The organism is uncultured Marinobacter sp. (assembly GCF_913055835.1).
Taxonomy (GTDB): domain Bacteria; phylum Pseudomonadota; class Gammaproteobacteria; order Pseudomonadales; family Oleiphilaceae; genus Marinobacter.
In genome coordinates, this window is record NZ_CAJXKQ010000001.1 from 317961 (window position 1) to 338186 (window position 20226).

Here is a 20226-nt window from a genome sequence, read left to right on the forward strand (position 1 = left end):
ACGCCCTTCGAATTCTAAACAGCATTTTGTCAGGTGGACATTTCATGGCTTCATATTCTACCAACGAATTTCGCGGCGGTCTTAAGGTTTTGCTGGATGGCGACCCGTGTATCATTCTCGAGAACGAGTTTGTCAAACCCGGTAAAGGGCAGGCCTTCAACCGCGTAAAGCTGCGTAACCTCATGACCAACCGGGTCTGGGAGCGCACTTTCAAGTCCGGCGAAAGTCTGGAAGCCGCAGATGTCATTGATCAGGACATGGAATACCTCTATACCGACGGTGAGTTCTGGCACTTCATGCTTACTGATGGCTCCTTCGAGCAGTACCCGGCGGATGCCAAGGCGGTTGGCGATGCCCTGAAGTGGCTGAAAGAGCAGGACGTCTACACGGTAACGCTCTATAACGGCTCCCCGCTATCGGTAACGCCCCCCAATTTTGTTGAGCTGGAAGTAGTTGATACCGATCCGGGCATGAAGGGCGACACTGCCCAAGGTGGCTCCAAGCCCGCGACTCTCTCAACCGGTGCCGTAGTTAACGTACCCTTGTTCATCACCATCGGCGAAGTGCTCAAGGTTGATACCCGCTCCGGCGAATACGTCAGCCGGGTGAAGAGCAGTTGATCCAGCCATGACCCGCGAACCTGTCTGGCAGCCTTCTGCCTCGCAGGCTGCACTGAAAAGCCGCGCACAACAACTGGCATTTGTGCGCGGCTTTTTTGCGCAAAGAGGTGTGTTGGAAGTCGAGACGCCGGTGCTGGGCCGGTGCGGTGTCACCGACGTCAATCTCGACGGCATCCATGCCCAGGTCACTGCCGGTTCCCGGACCGGGGGCTGGCTCCAGACGTCTCCCGAATACCACATGAAGCGCCTGCTTGCGGCAGGCTTTGGGTCCATCTATCAGGTCTCCAGGGTGTTTCGCAATGGCGAACGGGGGCGTCGCCACAACCCTGAATTCTCCATGCTGGAATGGTATCGAACAGGGTTCGATGACGTGGCGCTTATGGACGAGGTGTCGGACCTTGTCTGTGGCTGGCTGGGGTGTCAGCGGCCCGTCGTTATTCAGTATCGGGACGCACTGGCGCGCTGGGCAGGTATCGACCCATTTGCCGCAACGGATCGCGAACTGATGCGCCGCTGTGAGCAATGGCTGGAGCCTGAGCAGTTGTCGGATCTTGGGCGTGATGGCTGCCTGGATCTGCTGATGAGTTTTGCGGTGGAGCCGCATCTTGGGCGGGATAAGCCTGTTTTCATTACCGGCTATCCGGCATCGCAGGCCTCTTTGGCAAGGGTCTCACTTTCGCAGGGTTACGAAACGGCGCACCGTTTCGAGCTCTATATCGATGGCCTTGAACTGTGTAACGGCTACTGGGAGTTGACCGATCCAGAGGAGCAGAAGTTGAGGTTCGAGGCCGATAACCAGCAGCGCAGGCGATCGGGAAAACCCGAAATGGCGCTGGATGACGCCTTTCTCGCGGCGCTTGAACGGGGGCTGCCCGAGTGCTCCGGTGTGGCGCTCGGGCTGGACCGGCTACTCATGCTAAAGCTCGGGGTCCGGGATATCAGCGAGGTATTGGCGTTTCCGTTCGAAAGGGCGTGAGTGTGCCAGATGTGCTCAGGCGAGGGCGCCGAAGGCTTCGCCCATGCGAACGGTTTTTCCTGCCACCTGATCGCTGTTCCAGGTAACGGCTCCCTTTGGCATCACCATAATAACCGTGGAGCCAAGGCGGAACCGACCCATTTCCTCGCCCTTTGCGAAGCGGATGGCCTGCTCACCTTCATACCGGGTTGAAGTAACCTGCCTGCTGCCGGGCACAACAACGCCGGCCCAGCGGGTTTCCACGCTGCCAACGATCATAGCGCCAACCAGCACCATTGCCATGGGGCCGGAATCAGTATCGAAGATGCAGACCACCCGCTCATTGCGGGCGAACAGGTTGGGGACGTTCTCGGCAGTGACCGGATTCACCGAAAACAGTTTGCCGGGAACATGGATCATCTGCCTGAGCGTACCTGCCATCGGCATATGAATTCGGTGATAGTCTTTCGGTGACAGATAGATTGTCGAGAACTCGCCGTTGGCAAACGGTGCCGTGGTTGCTTCTTCGCCGCCCAGCAACTCGCTCAGGCTGAAAGACTGGCCCTTGGCCTGGAAAACCCGGTCTCCGGTTACCTGTCCCAGTTGGCTGATAGCGCCGTCCACAGGGCTGATGAGGGTTTTCTCGCCGTCTGCCAGGGGGCGGATACCCGGTTTCAGTGCTCGGGTGAAGAACGCATTGAAGGTAGGATAGGCTTCCGGATCCGTCTCGGCGGCTTCGCTCATGTCAACGCCGTAGCGGCCGATAAACCATTTGATGACCCGGTTCTTGAGCGCAGGGGAGGTGTCACTGTCGGCCAGGCGGCCGGCCAGGTTGGAAACCCCCAGTTGCGGCGTGATGTACTGGCTCAGAACAAAAAGCTTGTCGAACATTAAATGTAATCCTTTGCGCTCAAAGGCGCGAAGTTTACCAAAGACTGCCACCTGTATAGAAATTGTTTCACGGCTTCGCGGTTCGGGCGTGGCCTTGCTATTATCAGGTCACCTTTTACGTGACAGCTTCCGGCTCCGGCCGATAACCAAGAATATAAGGCGTGCTTAGTTACCATGTTACTGATCATCGGCGGGATTATTGTTCTGGCCAGCGTACTGACTGGCTATGTTCTCCACGGCGGCAATTTGATGGTGCTCTGGCAGCCAACCGAAGTGCTGATCATTTTCGGGGCGGCTCTGGGGTCGTTCATCATTGCCAACCCCATGCACACGCTCAAAGAGGTTTTCGGTAGAGGTCTTCAGCTGCTTACCGGATCACCCTACAATAAATCCTTCTACATGGATTTGCTCAGCCTGATGTACGAGATCTTCGACAAGTCCCGTAAACAGGGTGTGATGGCAATCGAGGAAGATATCGACAACCCCGAGTCCAGCCAGATTTTCAGTCGCTATCCGGCCATCATGAAATCGAAGGAATTGCTGGCCTTTATCACCGATTACCTGCGCATCATCAGCTCCGGCAATATGGCTACCCATGAGCTGGAAGGCATGATGGAGAACGAAATCGACAGCCGTCAGCACGAGCTTGAGGAGCCAGCCCACGCGGTCAACAAGATTGCCGATGCGCTGCCCGGGCTCGGCATCGTCGCTGCCGTGCTCGGTATCGTGATCACCATGAACTTCCTCACCGAAGGGCCGGAAAAGATCGGTCTCAGTGTGGCTGCTGCCTTGGTGGGTACGTTTCTGGGCATTTTCATGGGCTACGGCTTTGTTGGCCCCACGTCCATTGCCATGGAGCATGCGGCAAAGTACGAGCTCAAGGCATACGAGTGCGTCAAATCGTCAATTGTCGCGACCGTTTCCGGGCAGGCGCCCCAGATGGCCATCGAGTTCGGCCGAAAGGCCTTGCCGACGGATAAACGACCCGGTTTCCAGGAACTGAACGATCACGTTCGCTCCAAGTAATACCGCCAGAACCTGACCCCGGAGCCGATTCGTGGAAGAACAGCCGATCATCATCAAACGCAAGAAGAAAATTGTCGGGGGCCACCACGGTGGTTCCTGGAAGGTTGCGTTTGCCGATTTCGCCACCGCCATGATGGCGTTCTTCCTGGTGCTCTGGTTAACCGCCACGGCCTCGCCGGAGCAGAAAAGAGCGGTTGAGGGTTACTTCCGGGATCCCGTTGGCTTTACCGAGGGGGGATCTCCAAACCCAGTGGACCTTGAGGGCAGTGCGTCGGTGGTCAACGAGGCAAGTCCGGACATCGAGTCCAGCCAGATCCAGATCGAAGACCAGGTGGTGGATGAGCTCTCCGAAACGCTCGAACAACGGCGTATGGAAGAGCTGTTCCAGGAGTTGAAAGAGCGCATTGAACAGAACGAAACCCTGCAGGAGTTCAAGGATCAACTGCTGATCGATATCACCGACGAGGGCTTGCGAATCCAGATCGTCGACCGCTCGGGGCGCCCGATGTTCGACAGTGGCCGGGCTGAGCTGAAGTATTACTCCCAGGATATTCTGTTTGAGCTCGCCAAAACGCTGGGCTCCGTGAACAACAAGCTCAGCATTACCGGACATACTGACTCCACACCCTTCAGCGGTCGGCCCGGCTATACCAATTGGGAGCTGTCAGCAGACCGGGCAAATACCGCCAGAAGAGCTCTCGTCGCCGGCGGTGTTCGCCAGCAGCAGATTGCCCGCGTAGTGGGCCTGAGTGATTCCGTGCTGTTCGACAAGGAAGACCCGACTGCGCCGGTGAATCGCCGGATCTCCATCATCGTCCTCAACAAGAAAACCGTCGATAACATCCAGAGCAGCGCCGGCCAGTCTGATGAGCCCCTGATTGATCTGACTCAGCCAACCGAGGCGGAGCAGGAAGCGGCACGGGAACGTCTGGAAAGCGGTGAATGGTTGCAGGAGAAAGAAGAACCGGCGCCGGGTGAGTTGAACTGGTAAAGCCGGGTACGTCAGTCCAGCTTCAGCCCCCGGGCCTGTTGCTCCGCCATATCCTGAAGAATCCGGTGGAAGCTTTTGAGCCGCTCCGGGCTGATTTTCCCCTCCTCCGCGGCCCTGTCGATGGCGCAGCCGGGATCCCCCATGTGTCGGCAGTTGCGAAACTTACAGGTGCCAATCACCTCTCGGATTTCCCGGAAGCCATACTCGATTTCCTGCGCCGTCATATGCCATAGGCCGAACTCCCGAATGCCCGGAGAGTCAATCAATTCACCGCCCAGTGGCAAGTGGAACAGCTTGGCCGTGGTCGTGGTGTGAATCCCCTTGCCGGTACTCTCTGACACAGCTCCAACACGAATGGCCTCGTCAGGCATCAGGGTCTGGATGATCGAAGACTTGCCCACGCCTGATTGACCAACGAACACACTGGTCTGATCCTTCACCAGCGCCTCAACCTCCGGCGACGGCTTATCTCCAGACTCCGCGGCAGACGTTCGCACCACCTCATAGCCCAGAGCCTCATACCGGCCGAGAAGCGAGTCAATGTTCTCCCGGTTGCTGTCGGTGATCAGATCCGTCTTGTTCAGCAAAATCACCGCCGGAATGTCCGTGATCTCAGACGCCACCAGATACCGATCGATCAGATTGTCGTGTGGCTCCGGCTCTGGTGCGATGACAAGAATAATATGATCGATATTGGCGGCCACCGGCTTCAGGGCACCAAAATTATCCGGCCGCTGCAGAATATTGCGACGATCACCGCGTGCAACGATAACTCCGGTCTCATTCTTCCCCGGCCGCCAGACAACCTTGTCACCGGTCACCAGACTATCGATGTTGGCCCGAACAAAGCACCGCACCACGTTACCAACCTGATCACCCTCCAGGGCTTCGACATCCAGCTGTTGCCCGTAGTGAGCAATGACTAACCCTTCCTGCTCCGGACCAAGCTCCCCGGCATCGGCCTGCTCCTGAACCTTCTTCTCCTTGCGCGCCGCTCGGGCCGCACGCTCCTCCTGGACTTTCTTGATGCGGAATTGCTGCTGTTTGTTCAGTCGCCGTTTTGCCATGTAGATAGCTGATGCCAGATTTGGTGTGCGTGAGGTGTTACATCATACGTTAATCGTCCACAATACAAAGACAAATGAGACCGGTGTAATCTCAATAAAATGGACCGGCAGTGACGTTCTTCTTGTATATCTCTCAACTTTACTGCGGGCGTGGGGTTGTTGATCCGGGAATGTCGTCGGCCATGGATGGCCGACGCCAAGCGCACATGGATGTGCTCGTAGCGTTTCCCGGATCAACAACCCCGCGTCCGCGAACTCAAATCTAGAAGGCTAGTAACAAAATGGCAGAAACCAATCGCCTAGTATGGATCGATCTGGAAATGACAGGCCTCGATCCGGAAAAAGAGCGGATCATCGAAATGGCAACTATTATCACCGATTCAGAACTCAATATTGTTGCAGAAGGACCCGTTATCGCCGTCCATCAGCCTCAATCGTTCCTGGACTCCATGGATGAATGGTGCACCCGAACCCATGGTGAAAGCGGCCTCACCAAGCGGGTTCAGGAAAGCGATATCTCCGAGTCCGAAGCCGAACAGCAGACCATCGAATTCCTGAAAAAACACGTCGAAAAGGGTCAGTCACCCCTGTGCGGCAACAGCATCGGCCAGGATCGCCGGTTCCTGGTCAAATACATGCCGGAACTGGAAGACTTCTTCCATTACCGGAACCTTGATGTATCCACAGTGAAAGAGCTCGCCCGCCGCTGGCGCCCCGATGTCCTGGCCGGGGTTAAAAAGAAAGGCAGTCACCTTGCCCTCGACGACATCCGGGATTCCATCAACGAACTGCGCCACTACCGGGAACAATTCTTCAAACTATAAACCGTGGCGCTTCAGTGCCCACTGGACATGCTCGCGGACCATCTCTGATGGGTGGTCCGCCCGTTGTTTCAGGGCTTCGATCACCGGAATGGTTGAGGGCGCATTGCCCAGGCCAACCGCCAGGTTTCGCAGCCAGCCCTCATAGCCCGTTCGCCGAATCGCCGAGCCCTCGGTGCGTTTCAGGAACTGCTCCTCCGTCCAGAGAAACAATTCCGCCAGCGAACTGTTGTCCAGCCCATGCCTGGGCTGAAAATCCTGCTCGCCGGTTGGTTTGCTGAACTTCTGCCAGGGACACACCAACTGACAGTCGTCGCAGCCGAAGACCCGGTTTCCCATTAATGGTCGCAGCTCCTCGGGAATGCTCCCCTTGAGCTCAATGGTCAGATAGCTGATGCAGCGTCGGGCATCAAGCTTGTGGGGACCGACGAAGGCGTCGGTCGGGCAGAGATCGAGGCAGGCGGAACAACTACCGCAATGATCGGTTTCAAAGGGCTCATCAATGGGCAGCGGTGCGCTGGTGAAGATTTCCCCCAGGAAAAAGAACGAACCGGCCCTCGGGTGAATCAGCATGTTGTTCTTGCCAATCCAGCCCAGGCCAGCCCTCTGCGCGAGTGCTCGTTCCAGTACCGGCGCGCTGTCCACGAACGCCCGGTAGTCGTATCCGCGCACGGCTTCATCAATCCTGGCTGCCAGCTGCGCAAGCCGCTTGCGAATCAGTTTGTGGTAATCCCGCCCCAGTGCATAGCGGGTTACATAGGCGCCTTCACGGTTAGTAAGCGCTTCTTTCGGGCTGTCCGGTGAGGGCAGATAGTCCATTCTGACCGAAATTACCCGGGTGGTGCCCGGTACCAGGGAGGTGGGCGTGTAGCGCTTGTCACCATGGTGGGCCATATAGTCCATCTCGCCCTGATAACCCGCTGCCAGCCAGTCCTGCAGATGGTTCGCATGCTTGCCGGTGTCCGCAGTGGTAATACCCAGATCTGCGAACCCCAGGTCGGCCGCCCACTGGCGGATAAGCGCTGGCAGATCAGCGAGTTCCGGGTGTGGTTTGGTGCTCAATGATGTGGCGCTCATAGTCACTGCCGGTGGCGGAGTTCGGTCGCGACCCCGGATACGGATATTTAATCTGATTAAGTTATGACCTTTTTCACTGTTTTGCTATGCTTTACAGGTATCTGGCCAATTTTCTTAAACCGGTTTCTGTAACGGGAGCAAAGGTTCATGCCACCGTCTGCTGGGCACAGTTTACCAGACGCACTGTTTTCCGCCGATGCTGTGCGGGAAATTGATCGCTATGTGATTGATCAACAAGGTGTTGATGGTTTTGAGCTGATGCAGTCTGCTGCCCATGCCGCCTTTCGTTGTCTGGTGCGCCGCTGGCGTAACTGTGGCTCGGTGCTGGTGTTATGCGGTGCGGGTAACAACGGCGGTGACGGCTATCTGGTTGCAGCCAGCGCGAAGAGGCATGGACTGGATGTCCAGTGTGTCGCTGTTGCGCCAACCGACAAACTGTCCGGCGACGCCCGAAAAGCCTGGCAGAAAGCCCTGGCGGACGGCGTTGGAGTCCTGGAGCTGGCAGCGCTCAACGAATCATTTCTGGATGATCTGTTTGCGAGTGCCGGGCTGATTGTAGACGCGATGCTCGGTACCGGTGTGTCCGGCGCCCCCCGGGAGCCGTTTGCGGCGATGATAGGCCGGTGTAACAGTGCGCCGGCTCCTGTCCTGGCTGTGGATCTGCCCTCCGGGCTGAATGCCACCACCGGAGCGGCGGAAGGGGATGTGGTCAGTGCGGCCATGACCGTGACTTTTATCGGGCTCAAAGCCGGCCTCTTTACGGGGCAGGGTGCAGCGGTCTGCGGCGAAGTGGTCTTCGAATCTCTGGATACCGCGGGATCAATCGCTGGTAGTGGCCAGGTGCCGATAGCCGCTCGTCGTGACTGGGATTCTGTGATGTCCTGGCTGCCGCCCCGGCCAGCCAACGCCCACAAGGGTCGTTTCGGGCATGTCCTGGTAGTCGCCGGTGATCGCGGCTTTGGCGGCGCTGGACTGCTTGCGGCAGAAGCTGCTGCGCGCTCCGGGGCAGGGCTTGTCTCGCTGGCAACACGGCCCGAGCATGTGACGGCGGCGCTGGCCCGGTGTCCGTCGGTGATGGTTCACGGACTGATTCACGGTTCGGAATTGCCGTCACTGTTGGACGCCGCTTCGGTTGTCGTATGCGGTCCTGGCATCGGGCGAAGCGCCTGGGGCCAGCAGATGCTGGAACAGGTGATTGCCAGCGGCAAGCCAAGAGTGCTGGATGCGGATGCCCTGAATCTGTTGTCCGGTCGGGTTGCTGTACCTGCGGATAATCATGTGTTGACTCCACACCCGGGCGAGGCGGCCAGGCTACTGAATTGTCTGGTGCCGGAGGTGGAAGCGGACAGGATGGCCGCCGCCCGAAAGTTACAGGCGCTGTATGGCGGAACGGTTCTGTTAAAAGGCGCTGGAACCATTGTCGCTTCGGAAGGCGGCTTCCTTGATGTCATCAGCGGCAGCAACCCGGGTATGGCTACCGGTGGTATGGGTGACGTACTTTCGGGGATTATTGGCGCGGTTCTGGGGCAGATTGGTGATGGACAAAAGGCTGCGGTGATCGGAGCGTCGGCGCACCTGGCTGCAGCTGACACTGCTTCAGAAAGCAGTGGGTTCATCGGGTTGATACCAACTGATGTAATTGATGCGCTGCCGTTGGTGTTTCGGAAAGCGGAAATAAGCCCCGGAGCGGGAGAAGCATGGGCATAATGGGCAACGAACGTCGCGTTTTCCTGCAAGGCGAGGCCGAAACCGAGCATCTCGGTCGGGAACTGGCCAGAAGCGTCGCCAAGTCTGGCCGTGGTCTGGTGGTGTATCTGGATGGCGACCTGGGTATGGGGAAAACCACCCTTAGTCGGGGGGTCATGCGCGAGTTGGGGCACAAAGGTGCGGTAAAGAGCCCGACCTACACCTTGGTGGAGCCCTACGAAACCCTGAATCCACCGACTTATCACTTTGACCTGTACCGTCTGGGTGATGCGGAAGAACTCGAATATATGGGCATCCGGGATTATTTCTCCGGTGAAAACCTTTGTCTGATCGAGTGGCCTGAGCGCGGAAAAGGTATTTTGCCCGAGCCGGATCTGGAGATTCATCTCGAAACTCAGGCGGAGGGCCGCTCTGTGGTCCTCAGGGCGCGCTCAGATTACGGCGCCAGGGTGCTGAACGAACTGGAGTTGATTGGTCCGGCTCAATAGCTAGCCCGGAACCGGGAATAAACTGGCAGGTAAGCTTTATGAATTGTGCAAAGCTGAGTAAACAACTGATCTGGCCGATGGCGCTGGTTTTCGCGACATTGGCGTTTCACGGGTCGGCTGCGACCAAGGTCGAGAGCGCCCGTATCTGGCCCGCGCCAGATCACACCCGGCTGGTCCTGGATACCGGCGGGCAGGTAGAGCACAACATTTTCTCCCTGAGCAGCCCGGCCCGGCTGGTTATCGATCTGAAAAATGCCAACCTGAACACCGACTTCTCGGGTCTGGACCTTTCCGGCAGCCCGATCAAGCGAATCCGCAGCGCGCCGAGGAACGGCACCGATTTGCGGGTTGTCCTGGATCTCAAAGCCGACATCAAGCCCAGGAGCTTTCAGCTTGAGCCGAACCAGCAGTACGGCCACAGGCTTGTTGTCGATCTGATTGACGAAAGTGGCAGTCGGCTGGAAAAGGCCACCACGCCTACTGTGACCCAGGATGCATCCGGAAAGCGGGATATCATTGTGGTCATCGATGCCGGGCACGGTGGGGAAGATCCGGGTGCCATTGGGCCCAGGGGAACCCGTGAGAAAGATGTGGTTCTGAGAATGGCGAAAACCCTGGCCAGCCTGATCAATGATCGGCCGGGGTATACCGCCAAACTGACCAGGACCGGGGACTACTACATTGGCCTTCGCAATCGCACGATTCTGGCCAGGAAATACAACGCCGACCTGTTCGTCTCGGTACACGCCGATGCCTTCCGAACGCCGCAGCCCAAGGGGGCCTCGGTATTTGCCCTGTCCCAGCGAGGAGCCACCAGTGAGACCGCCCGTTGGCTGGCCAATAGCGAGAACCGGTCTGATCTGATCGGCGGGGCCGGCGGATTGTCGCTGGATGGCCGTGACGACATGCTCGCCGGTGTTTTGCTGGATCTGTCCATGACGGCAAGTATCAACGCCAGCCTGGGTGTTGGCAGCTCGGTGCTCGGTAAACTGGGTGGCGTGGCCAAGTTGCACAAGCCGGGTGTTGAGCAGGCCGCTTTTGCGGTCCTCAAATCGCCGGATATTCCTTCCATTCTCGTGGAAGCCGGGTTTATCTCGAATCCCCAGGAAGAGAAAAACCTGGCAACCGAGTGGTATCGCAACAAACTGGCCGGCGCCATCATGAAAGGCATCGATGATTACTTCCAGAAGACGCCGCCTCCGGGAACTCTGCTGGCCTGGCAGAAACAGAATCGCCAGGGTGGAGACAGCATCAGCCACTACCGTATACAGCGGGGCGATACGCTTTCCGGCGTCGCCCGGAAAAACCAGACCACCGTCAGCGAGCTGATGCAGTTTAACGACCTTCGGGACGACCGTGTTATGGTAGGGCAAACCATTCGTATTCCCGCGTCCTGATCAAGAGGTTTTTCTGTAACATGCCCCCCATTCGATTGCTGTCACCACGGCTCGCGAACCAGATTGCCGCGGGTGAGGTGGTGGAGCGCCCTGCGTCTGTCGTCAAGGAACTGGTCGAAAATGCCCTGGACGCCGGTGCCAACCGGGTAGATGTTGAAGTGGAGCAGGGCGGCGTCAAGCTGATCCGCGTTCGGGATGACGGCAGCGGCATTGACGAAAACGATCTGCCCCTTGCCCTCAGTCGCCATGCAACCAGCAAGATCGCCAGTCTCGATGACCTGGAGGCAGTGGCGTCTCTCGGCTTTCGCGGGGAAGCGCTCGCCAGTATCAGTTCTGTCTCCCGCCTTACCCTGACTTCCAGAACCGAGTCGCAGGAAGCTGCTTCCCGGGTGGAAGTCGAAGGCCGGGAAATGGACGCGAGAATTTCGCCTGCCGCGCATCCGGTCGGAACGACCGTTGAAGTGCGCGACCTGTTTTTTAATACCCCGGCTCGCCGCAAATTCCTGCGTACTGAAAAGACAGAATTCAATCACGTTGAGGAGTGCGTGCGACGTCAGGCGCTGAGCCGCTTCGATGCTGGTTTCACGTTGCGCCATAACCAGCGGGTCGTGCAGAGCTTGAGGCCGGCCGAATCGGCCCTTGATCGCGAGCGTCGTATTGGTTCCCTGTGTGGCCAGCAGTTTATAGATAACGCCGTGGTCATTGATGCGGAGGCCACCGGGCTCCGGCTCTGGGGGTGGGTAGCCCTGCCCACGTTCTCGCGCAGCCAGGCCGATCTCCAGTATTTCTTCGTCAACGGTCGCGTGATCCGGGATCGCCTGGTGGCCCACGCCGTGCGTCAGGCATACCGGGACGTGCTCTACAATAACCGGCATCCGGCGTTTGTGCTGTATCTGGAGGTGGATCCCGCCACCGTCGACGTCAACGTTCACCCGACCAAGCACGAAGTGCGGTTCCGTGATGGCCGCCTGGTGCACGATTTCATTTTCAGAACCCTGCACAAGGCGTTGGCTGACGTTCGGCCGGACGATCACTTTCGCGGTGCGGTGGCGCAATCCTTCGGTCGCGAAGCCTCGGCCCCAGCCCAGGAAGGAGTCCCGGCTAACAGTGTTCCTGTAGAGGGGGGCTGGAACGGCCAACCGTCGGTACCCAATTACGGTTATCCTGGTGGCTCAAGTACCGGATTTGGCGGGCAGCCCCAGCCTCAGCAGGAGTGGCGGGCCAGCGATCAAATGGCCTTTTATCAGTCCCTGAATGCCGGAGGGGGCAGCGAGGGGCCGCAGTCCCTGCCCACCGCAGACAGCGTTGCCGCGCCAATGCCCACGCCGCCCGTCGACAGTGATCAGGAGCCACCCCTGGGCTATGCCATTGCCCAGTTGCATGGAATCTACATCCTTGCCCAGGGGCGCGCAGGGCTGATCGTGGTGGATATGCACGCCGCTCATGAGCGAATTACCTATGAGCGAATGAAACGTGCACTCGCCGAACAGGATCTGAAAAGCCAGCCACTGCTGGTGCCTTTGTCGCTGGCGGTCAGCCAGAAAGAGGCAGCTCTCACCGAGAGCCACGGTGAGGAGTTACAGAAACTGGGATTGCAGATCGAGCGCATTGGCCCGGAAACACTGGCGGTAAGGCAGGTGCCCGCACTCCTGCGCGGTGCCGACACAGAGCAGCTGGTGCGTGACGTACTGGCGGATCTGATCGAGCATGGCCAGAGTGATCGCGTCGAAGCAGTAACCCACGAATTGCTGGGAACCATGGCGTGCCATGGGTCTGTTCGTGCCAACCGGCAGTTGACGATTCCGGAAATGAACTCCTTGCTCAGGGATATGGAGGCTACCGAACGTAGCGGTCAATGTAACCACGGCCGCCCCACATGGACTCTGGTGACCATGTCCGAACTGGACAAGCTGTTTTTACGGGGGCGCTGAGGTGTCGCTGCCCCCGGCCATTTTCCTGATGGGCCCCACCGCTTCAGGTAAGACAGACCTGGCCATGGCGCTCTGTGATCTCCTGCCCTGCGAAATCATCAGTGTGGACTCCGCCATGATTTACCGCGGTATGGATATCGGCACGGCCAAGCCGACGGCTGCAGAGCTGGCGCGGGCGCCCCATCGACTCATTGATATCTGCGATCCCGCTGAAACCTATTCCGCTGCAGATTTTCGTCGTGATGCCATGGCGGCGATGGCCGAAATAACGGCGGCGGGCAAGATTCCGCTGTTGGTTGGCGGCACCATGATGTATTTCAAAGCACTGCTTCACGGTATGTCAGGTCTGCCATCGGCTAGCCCGGCGGTGCGGCGTGACCTTGAGCAAGAGGCTGGAGAGCGTGGCTGGGAGGCCCTGCACGAGGAGCTTCGAAGCAGTGACCCGGTGGCAGCGGAGCGTATCCATCCCAATAACCGGCAGCGTCTGATGCGGGCCCTGGAAGTTCTGCGGCTCACCGGCAAGCCGATTTCCGAGTTCTGGAAGGCTGAATCCGACACGGGCGGGCAACCAACGGCCGCGGCGCAAGACGGTGATATTGAGGATTACACCTATTTCACTCGCTGGCAGGCAGACGAAACATCTTTGCTTCCGTATACTGTTGTCCAGCTTGCCATTATGCCGCCGGAGCGGCGGGTGCTTCATGAGCGAATTCGCCTGCGTTTCCTGAAAATGCTGGATTCAGGCTTTCTCGACGAAGTGCGGGCACTGATGCTCAGGGATGACTTGCACCCTGATCTCCCTTCCATGCGTTGTGTCGGATATCGCCAGGCCTGGAGTTATTTGTCCGGGGAAGACGATTACGAGACATTTGTCGGCAAGGGAGTGGCAGCAACACGACAGCTGGCCAAGCGGCAGTTGACCTGGTTGCGCAAGTGGTCCGATGTGGACTGGCTGGACAGCGACGACAAACATATCGCCGAGGCGGCCTTGAAAAAAATCCGACTTCGCACCACATTTAATTTTGACAAATGACGATCTGCATTTACTAAAAACAGGAGAAAACACATGTCAAAAGGGCATTCGTTACAAGACCCTTACCTCAATGCATTGCGCAAGGAACGCATTCCGGTTTCCATCTTTCTGGTCAACGGTATCAAACTTCAGGGCCAGATCGAATCTTTCGACCAGTTCGTGATTTTGCTGAAAAACACTGTCAGCCAGATGGTCTACAAGCACGCAATTTCCACTGTGGTACCTGCACGTAATGTTCGCATTCCGCAGCAGGCTCCGGGAGGAGAGGGCGAGTCTGAAGACTGATTCATCCGTTCCCCGATATTGCCACCCGCGTTCCAGAAGATTCCGCTCAGGAGTCTTGTGGTCGCGGGTGTTTGTTTTTATGAATCTCATCCTGTGTATACCCCGGAGTTGATGCCAATTGTTTGAACGTCCTGATGTCGGTGAGCGCGCAGTCCTCGTCCACATCGATTTTACCGCCCACGATGGCACCGAAGACCCTGGTGAGTTCAGGGAACTGGTAACCTCTGCCGGCGTTGAGCCGGTCTCTACTGTTACCGGGTCCCGCAAGCAGCCCAGCCCGAGATTTTTCGTCGGCGAGGGCAAGCTCGAAGAGATTCGTGACGCAGTAGCGGCCAGTGACGCTGATGTTGTGTTGTTCAACCATGCCCTGAGTCCACGCCAGGAGCGCAACATTGAGCATGAGCTCAAATGCCGTGTGCTGGACCGGACCGGTGTGATTCTCGATATCTTTGCCCAGCGGGCGCGGACTCACGAGGGCAAGCTCCAGGTAGAGCTGGCCCAGCTCGAGCATATGTCCACGCGCCTGGTTCGGGGGTGGACCCACCTTGAAAGGCAAAAAGGCGGTATCGGGCTTCGCGGGCCCGGTGAGACCCAGCTGGAAACAGACCGCCGTCTCCTGCGGGAGCGGATCAAGTCCATCCACAAACGCCTGGAAAAGGTGCGTCGCCAGCGGAACCAGGGGCGAAGGGCCCGTCAGCGGGCTGACATTCCCACGGTATCGCTGGTGGGCTACACCAACGCCGGTAAATCCACGTTGTTCAACCGTATTACCACTTCCTCCGTATATGCTGCAGACCAGTTGTTTGCCACGCTGGATCCGACGTTGCGGCGGCTGGAACTTCCGGATATCGGTCCGGTCGTAATGGCGGATACCGTAGGGTTCATCCGGCACCTGCCGCACAAGTTGGTCGAGGCGTTCCGGGCCACGCTGGAGGAAACCACTGAGGCAACGTTGCTGCTGCATATCATCGACAGCCATGACCCGCGCCGGGACGAGAATATTGAACAGGTTGAAGAGGTTCTGGCCGAGATCGGGGCAGATGAAATTCCCGTTCTGCAGGTGTTCAACAAGATTGATCTGCTGGAAAACTTCACACCAAGAGTTGAGCGGAATGAAGAAGGGATTCCGGTACGGGCCTGGGTGTCTGCGGTAACCGGGGAGGGGCTCGACGGCCTGTTCGATGCGATCGTTGAACGGGTGGCGGAAGACGTTGTTCACCACTTTGTTCTGCTCGGTCCGGCGGATGGCAAATTGCGCGCGCTGCTGCACGAAGCCGGATCGGTTATCAGTGAGGAGTACCGTGATTCCGGCGATACGGTTGTCGAAGTGCGATTACAGAATCGGGACTGGCAGCAACTGCTCAGCCGGGCCGGAGTTAACGAGAGGTCAGTCAGGCTGGACGCTGGCCACGCATGAAACCGCCTCGGCTATTGCCGGGGCGGAGATAAATCCCTAGTATTTGCAGCCATTCTATCTATAAGTCAGTAACGGAGAGCACTATGGCCTGGAACGAACCGGGTGGAAACCGTAACGACAATGACCCCTGGGGTACCGGTGGTGGTCGACGCGGCAATGATCAGGGGCCGCCAGACCTCGACGAGGCGCTGAAAAAAGGCCTCGACAAGCTTAACAAGATGCTGGGCGGCAAGGGAGGCAAGTCCGGCGGAAGCGGTGGCAGTAGCGGCGGAAGCGCCGGTGGCTTCGGGGCGATACTCGCCTTGGCAGCTATCCTGGTGGTTGGCTACGTCATCTTCCAGTCTTTCTACACCGTGGACGAACAGGAACGGGCGGTTGTACTTCGATTCGGTGAATACCATCAGACCGCGAATCCGGGTCTGAGGTTCAAGGTGCCATTGATCGACAGTGTGACCAAGGTGCGTGTCACCAGTGTTCGTACTGCCGAGTCCAGTGGACAGATGCTGACACAGGACGAAAACCTGGTAACCGTGGATCTGCAGGTGCAGTACCGCGTGGGCGACGCTGAAGCCTACGTACTGAACGTGCGTGACTCCAACCAGGCGCTGGCATTCGCGACAGACAGTGCCATCCGTCACGAGGTAGGCAGTTCTACCCTGGATGACGTGCTGACCGAGGGCCGTGCGGAACTTGCAGTTCGGGTTGAGCAAAGGCTGCAGACCTTCCTGAGGGACTATGGCACCGGCCTGGAATTGGTGCGGGTGAACGTAGAAAGTACCCAGCCTCCCGCCCCGGTTCAGGACGCGTTCCGTGAGGTTCAGCGTGCCCGGGAGGACGAGCAGAGGGTCAAGGAAGAAGCCGAAACCTATCGCAACAGAATCGTACCTGAGGCCCGCGGTGAAGCTCAGCGTATGATTGAAGAGGCCAATGCCTACAAGGAAGAAGTGATCGAGCGGGCCCGCGGTGAAACGGCGCGATTCAACGAACTGCTGGCGGTTTACCAGATGGCTCCGACTGTTACTCGAGACAGGATGTACCTCCAAACCCTCGAAACCGTTCTGGCTAACAGCAGCAAGATCCTGGTGGACACAGAAAGCAGTGGCAACATGATGTACCTGCCCCTTGATCGTCTGACCCAGGGCTCGTTGCCACGTTCCGGCGGATCGTCCTCCGGTAGCAACCAGAGCAATGTGGACATCCAGACCCTGACTGATCAGGTTCTGCAGGAACTGCGAACCAGGCAGGATACGACCGTTCGGAGGAGCAGATAATTATGGGACCTAAAGGTGTAGTGGGCCTTGCAGGCGCCCTTATCGTTGTCCTGCTGGTACTGTCCAGCGTGTACATCATTCCGGAAACCCACCGGGGAGTTCTGCTCCGGTTCGGTGAGTTGGTAGAGACGGACATTCAGGCGGGTATCCATTTCAAGGTTCCGGTGATTGACCAGGTCCGGGAATTCGATATCCGGGTTCTTACCATGGATCTGCCCTCCCGGCAGTACCTGACCGTGGAGAAGAAGCCCCTGGATGTGGACTCCTACATCGCCTGGAAAATCCGGGACGTGGACCAGTTCTACCGGGCGACCGGTGGTGATGAGTTCCGCGCCCAGTCGCTGCTTGCCTCCCGTGTCGACAACGGGCTGCGGGACGAGTTCGGTATCCGGACCATGGTTGAAGTGGTCTCCGGTCAGCGTGATGAGCTGATGCACACCCTGAGGGATCGTGTAAACCAGACCGCACAGAGCGAATTCGGTATCGAGGTTCTGGATATCCGGGTCAAGGCAATCGAATTCCCGGGACAGGTGAGTGAAAACGTCTATCGTCGGATGGCGACGGAGCGTGAAAAGCTGGCCCAGGAATTTCGTTCCCGGGGTCGCGAGTTGGCCGAGGGTATTCGAGCCGACGCGGATCGCCAGAGAACCGTCATTCTTGCGGAGGCGTTTGCCCAGTCAGAAGAAACCCGGGGTGAGGGCGATGGCGAAGCGGCCAGAATCTACGCTGAAGCCTATGGCTCGAATGCGGAATTCTACAGTTTCTACCGGAGCCTTCAGGCTTATCGCAATACCTTCATGAGCAAGGATGACATCATGGTGATCGACTCCAATAGCGCGTTCATGAAGTTCCTGAACGACCCCCAGGGCGCCCAGTAAACCGGAGCCCGACAGCAAAAACCGGAATACCTCCGTATTCCGGTTTTTTTGTGCCCGCCAACCGTGTAAAATTCTGCCGGTTTTGTGTCGGGCTTTTCACCGAGTGCCGCCTTAAATCCTGTGTGATCCCCCAGCCCACTGTGCCGGAGCGGATATAACGGACAACGGAATCTCATGACAGTATCTGATCGCTGGTTACTGCCAGACGGGGTCGAGGATATTCTTCCCCCATTGGCCGGACGGATCGAATCCCTGCGTCGGGATGTAATGGATACCTGCCAGCGCTGGGGTTATCAGCTGGTAATCCCACCGCTTATCGAATACCTCGAATCCCTGTTTACCGGAACCGGAAACGATCTGGAGCTTCAGACCTTCAAGCTCACAGATCAGTTGACCGGTCGCATGATGGGTGTTCGCGCCGATATGACACCCCAGGCCGCCCGCATAGATGCCCATACCCTGGGCCAGGAAGGGATCACACGGCTGTGCTATGCCGGGCATGTGCTTCACACCCGGCCAAGGCACATGCTGACAGGGCGTACCCCCATCCAGGCGGGCTGCGAACTGTTTGGCAGTGGCTCCGAAGCGGCGGATATGGAAGTGATCAGCCTGATGCTGGAAACCCTCCGGGTGGCGGGATTGCCCCATATCCATCTGGATCTGGCCCACGTGGCCATCTACGAGAGCCTGATCGGCGAAGCGGGTTTTGACAGGGATACCGAGAGCGCCATTTTTGATGCCATGGCCCGCAAATCAGTGCCCGAGCTTGACGAACTGCTTGGCCAGTGTGCGTCCGGCTCTGCCGGCGCTCGGCTTCGGGAGCTCGCTCGCGTCAGCGGTGGCCCGGAAGCCCTCAGCGAAGCCCGCCGGATCCTGCAGGGCGCTTCCGACAGCCTGGATGCCGCACTCGACCAGCTCGGGCGCGTGTCCGAAGTGTTGAGCCGGGATTATCCGGACATCAGCTTCGGATTCGATTTCTGTGAGCTCCGTGGCTACAACTACCACACGGGGTTGGTGTTTGCGGCCTATGTGCCTGGCCATGGTGATTCCGTGGCCAAGGGTGGCCGATACGACGCCATTGGCAGTGATTTTGGGCGGGCCCGCCCGGCAACCGGGTTCAGTCTCGATATCCGGGCACTTGTCTCCCTGGGGGAGCGGGTGGCACGGAAAGCGGGTGCAGTCTGGGCGCCGGCGGACGATGATCCCGCCCTCGAAGGCGTCATCTCCGGTCTGAGAATGACAGAAACCGTTGTCCGGGCCCTGCCTGAAGACGAGGGTGTGAATCCGGCCGCCAGAGGCTGTGACCGTGAGCTGGTGAAACTGAACGGCCAATGGGTTGTGCAGAAGCTGGGCTGATGCCCCCGGGCTTTGGTGAATTCATTTACAGGTAAACTTGCGAAACGCCTGTCCTCCGGGGCAGCCGCATTGAGAGAGAATCATGGGTAAAAACGTTGTTGTGCTGGGCACCCAATGGGGTGATGAAGGCAAGGGTAAGATTGTTGACCTGCTGACTGACAAGGTATCAGCGGTTGTTCGCTTCCAGGGCGGGCACAATGCCGGTCATACCCTGGTAATTGATGGCAAGAAAACAGCGCTTCACCTGATTCCTTCCGGCATTCTGCGGCAACACGTCTATTGCCTGATCGGTAACGGTGTCGTCCTGTCGCCCGAGGCCCTGTTGAAGGAAGTGCGTGAGCTGGAAGCCAATGATGTGGCGGTTCGCGATCGCCTGCGCATCAGCCTCGCCTGCCCGATCATTCTTCGTACCCATGTCCGCATTGATCAGGCCCGGGAACGGGCTCGTGGGGTCGACAAGATCGGCACCACTGGTCGCGGTATCGGCCCGGCCTATGAGGACAAGGTTTCCCGCCGAGGCCTGCGCCTGGGTGATCTGTGCAATCCCGCCGACTTCGAAACGAAGCTGCGGGAGATCATGTCGTACCACAACTTCATCCTGACCGAGTACTTCAAGGAAGAAGCCGAGGATATTGATGCGGCCCTGGAAGAGCTGAAGCAGATGGGTGAGGAAATTCTGCCCATGGCTGCGGATGTGACTGACATGCTGCACGACTTCCGCAAGCGTGGGGAGAACATCCTGTTCGAGGGTGCCCAGGGTTCGCTGCTGGATATTGACCTGGGTACCTATCCGTACGTGACGTCTTCCAACACCACCGCCGGCGGCACCGCGACTGGCTCCGGCTTTGGCCCGCTGTTCCTCGACTATGTACTGGGCATCACCAAGGCCTATACCACCCGAGTCGGTTCCGGCCCGTTCCCGACCGAACTGTTTGATAATATGGGCAAGCACCTGGCGGTTAAGGGCAATGAGGTGGGCACCACAACCGGGCGTGCCCGTCGTTGTGGCTGGTTT

Annotated in this window: 19 protein-coding genes; 16 read left to right on the top strand and 3 right to left on the bottom strand. The window is 58.2% G+C overall.

Annotated features, from left to right (window positions below):
* Positions 1-44 precede the first annotated feature (44 nt).
* The gene (gene efp, locus QZ534_RS01550; protein ID WP_041645387.1) at positions 45-620 is read left to right on the top strand and encodes an elongation factor P; all 576 of its coding nucleotides are present in this window, start codon (positions 45-47) and stop codon (positions 618-620) included.
* 7 nt (positions 621-627) lie between these two features.
* A complete protein-coding gene (gene epmA / locus QZ534_RS01555; RefSeq protein ID WP_296930608.1) occupies positions 628-1596 on the top strand; it encodes an EF-P lysine aminoacylase EpmA in 969 nt (322 codons plus the stop codon).
* Between the two features lie 15 nt (positions 1597-1611).
* Here the strand turns inward: epmA and asd are convergent, their stop codons facing one another.
* Positions 1612-2466 (bottom strand): archaetidylserine decarboxylase, encoded by an 855-nt coding sequence (gene asd / locus QZ534_RS01560; protein WP_296930611.1) that lies wholly within the window; start codon positions 2464-2466, stop codon positions 1612-1614.
* 174 nt (positions 2467-2640) lie between these two features.
* Between asd and motA the strand changes: the two genes are divergently transcribed.
* On the top strand, positions 2641-3492 hold the full coding sequence (gene motA, locus QZ534_RS01565) for a flagellar motor stator protein MotA (RefSeq protein WP_064228636.1): 852 nt from the start codon (positions 2641-2643) through the stop codon (positions 3490-3492).
* A gap of 31 nt (positions 3493-3523) precedes the next feature.
* Entirely contained in the window at positions 3524-4483 is a 960-nt protein-coding gene (motB, locus tag QZ534_RS01570; RefSeq protein ID WP_296930614.1) for a flagellar motor protein MotB, read from the top strand.
* 11 nt (positions 4484-4494) lie between these two features.
* On the opposite strand, the gene rsgA is transcribed toward motB, so the two are convergent.
* Positions 4495-5550 carry a small ribosomal subunit biogenesis GTPase RsgA gene (gene rsgA, locus QZ534_RS01575; protein WP_296930617.1) on the bottom strand — a complete coding sequence of 352 codons (1056 nt, stop codon included), beginning with the start codon at positions 5548-5550 and terminating at the stop codon, positions 4495-4497.
* 281 nt (positions 5551-5831) lie between these two features.
* Here rsgA and orn point away from each other — a divergent pair, with 281 nt between their 5' ends.
* Entirely contained in the window at positions 5832-6374 is a 543-nt protein-coding gene (gene orn / locus QZ534_RS01580; protein ID WP_296930619.1) for an oligoribonuclease, read from the top strand.
* Here the strand turns inward: orn and queG are convergent.
* On the bottom strand, positions 6369-7448 hold the full coding sequence (gene queG / locus QZ534_RS01585; RefSeq protein WP_296930622.1) for a tRNA epoxyqueuosine(34) reductase QueG: 1080 nt from the start codon (positions 7446-7448) through the stop codon (positions 6369-6371). The genes orn and queG overlap by 6 nt on opposite strands.
* 147 nt (positions 7449-7595) lie before the next feature.
* Between queG and QZ534_RS01590 the strand changes: the two genes are divergently transcribed.
* The 11 genes from QZ534_RS01590 to QZ534_RS01640 form a co-directional block, all read left to right on the top strand.
* Positions 7596-9155, top strand: coding sequence for an NAD(P)H-hydrate dehydratase (locus QZ534_RS01590; RefSeq protein WP_296930624.1), 1560 nt, complete (start codon positions 7596-7598; stop codon positions 9153-9155).
* Positions 9146-9643 (top strand): tRNA (adenosine(37)-N6)-threonylcarbamoyltransferase complex ATPase subunit type 1 TsaE, encoded by a 498-nt coding sequence (gene tsaE / locus QZ534_RS01595; RefSeq protein WP_296930627.1) that lies wholly within the window; start codon positions 9146-9148, stop codon positions 9641-9643. The genes QZ534_RS01590 and tsaE overlap by 10 nt, the downstream gene beginning before the upstream one ends.
* 38 nt (positions 9644-9681) lie before the next feature.
* Positions 9682-11040 (top strand): N-acetylmuramoyl-L-alanine amidase, encoded by a 1359-nt coding sequence (locus tag QZ534_RS01600; RefSeq protein WP_296930631.1) that lies wholly within the window; start codon positions 9682-9684, stop codon positions 11038-11040.
* A gap of 20 nt (positions 11041-11060) precedes the next feature.
* The gene (gene mutL, locus QZ534_RS01605; RefSeq protein WP_296930633.1) at positions 11061-12971 is read left to right on the top strand and encodes a DNA mismatch repair endonuclease MutL; all 1911 of its coding nucleotides are present in this window, start codon (positions 11061-11063) and stop codon (positions 12969-12971) included.
* 64 nt (positions 12972-13035) lie between these two features.
* Complete coding sequence (gene miaA, locus QZ534_RS01610) at positions 13036-14004, top strand: tRNA (adenosine(37)-N6)-dimethylallyltransferase MiaA (RefSeq protein WP_296930672.1); 969 nt, start codon at positions 13036-13038, stop codon at positions 14002-14004.
* Positions 14005-14037: 33 nt separating this feature from the next.
* Positions 14038-14289, top strand: a complete 252-nt coding sequence (hfq, locus tag QZ534_RS01615) for an RNA chaperone Hfq (protein ID WP_008170056.1) — start codon at positions 14038-14040, stop codon at positions 14287-14289.
* Between the two features lie 118 nt (positions 14290-14407).
* A complete protein-coding gene (hflX, locus tag QZ534_RS01620) occupies positions 14408-15706 on the top strand; it encodes a ribosome rescue GTPase HflX (protein WP_296930636.1) in 1299 nt (432 codons plus the stop codon).
* A gap of 83 nt (positions 15707-15789) precedes the next feature.
* A complete protein-coding gene (hflK, locus tag QZ534_RS01625; RefSeq protein ID WP_296930639.1) occupies positions 15790-16977 on the top strand; it encodes an FtsH protease activity modulator HflK in 1188 nt (395 codons plus the stop codon).
* A 2-nt stretch (positions 16978-16979) separates the two neighbouring features.
* Positions 16980-17855, top strand: coding sequence for a protease modulator HflC (gene hflC / locus QZ534_RS01630; protein ID WP_296930643.1), 876 nt, complete (start codon positions 16980-16982; stop codon positions 17853-17855).
* A 174-nt stretch (positions 17856-18029) separates the two neighbouring features.
* Positions 18030-19211, top strand: coding sequence for an ATP phosphoribosyltransferase regulatory subunit (locus QZ534_RS01635; protein WP_296930646.1), 1182 nt, complete (start codon positions 18030-18032; stop codon positions 19209-19211).
* 82 nt (positions 19212-19293) lie between these two features.
* On the top strand, positions 19294-20226 hold a 933-nt coding region (locus QZ534_RS01640; RefSeq protein WP_296930649.1), incomplete at its 3' end, for an adenylosuccinate synthase.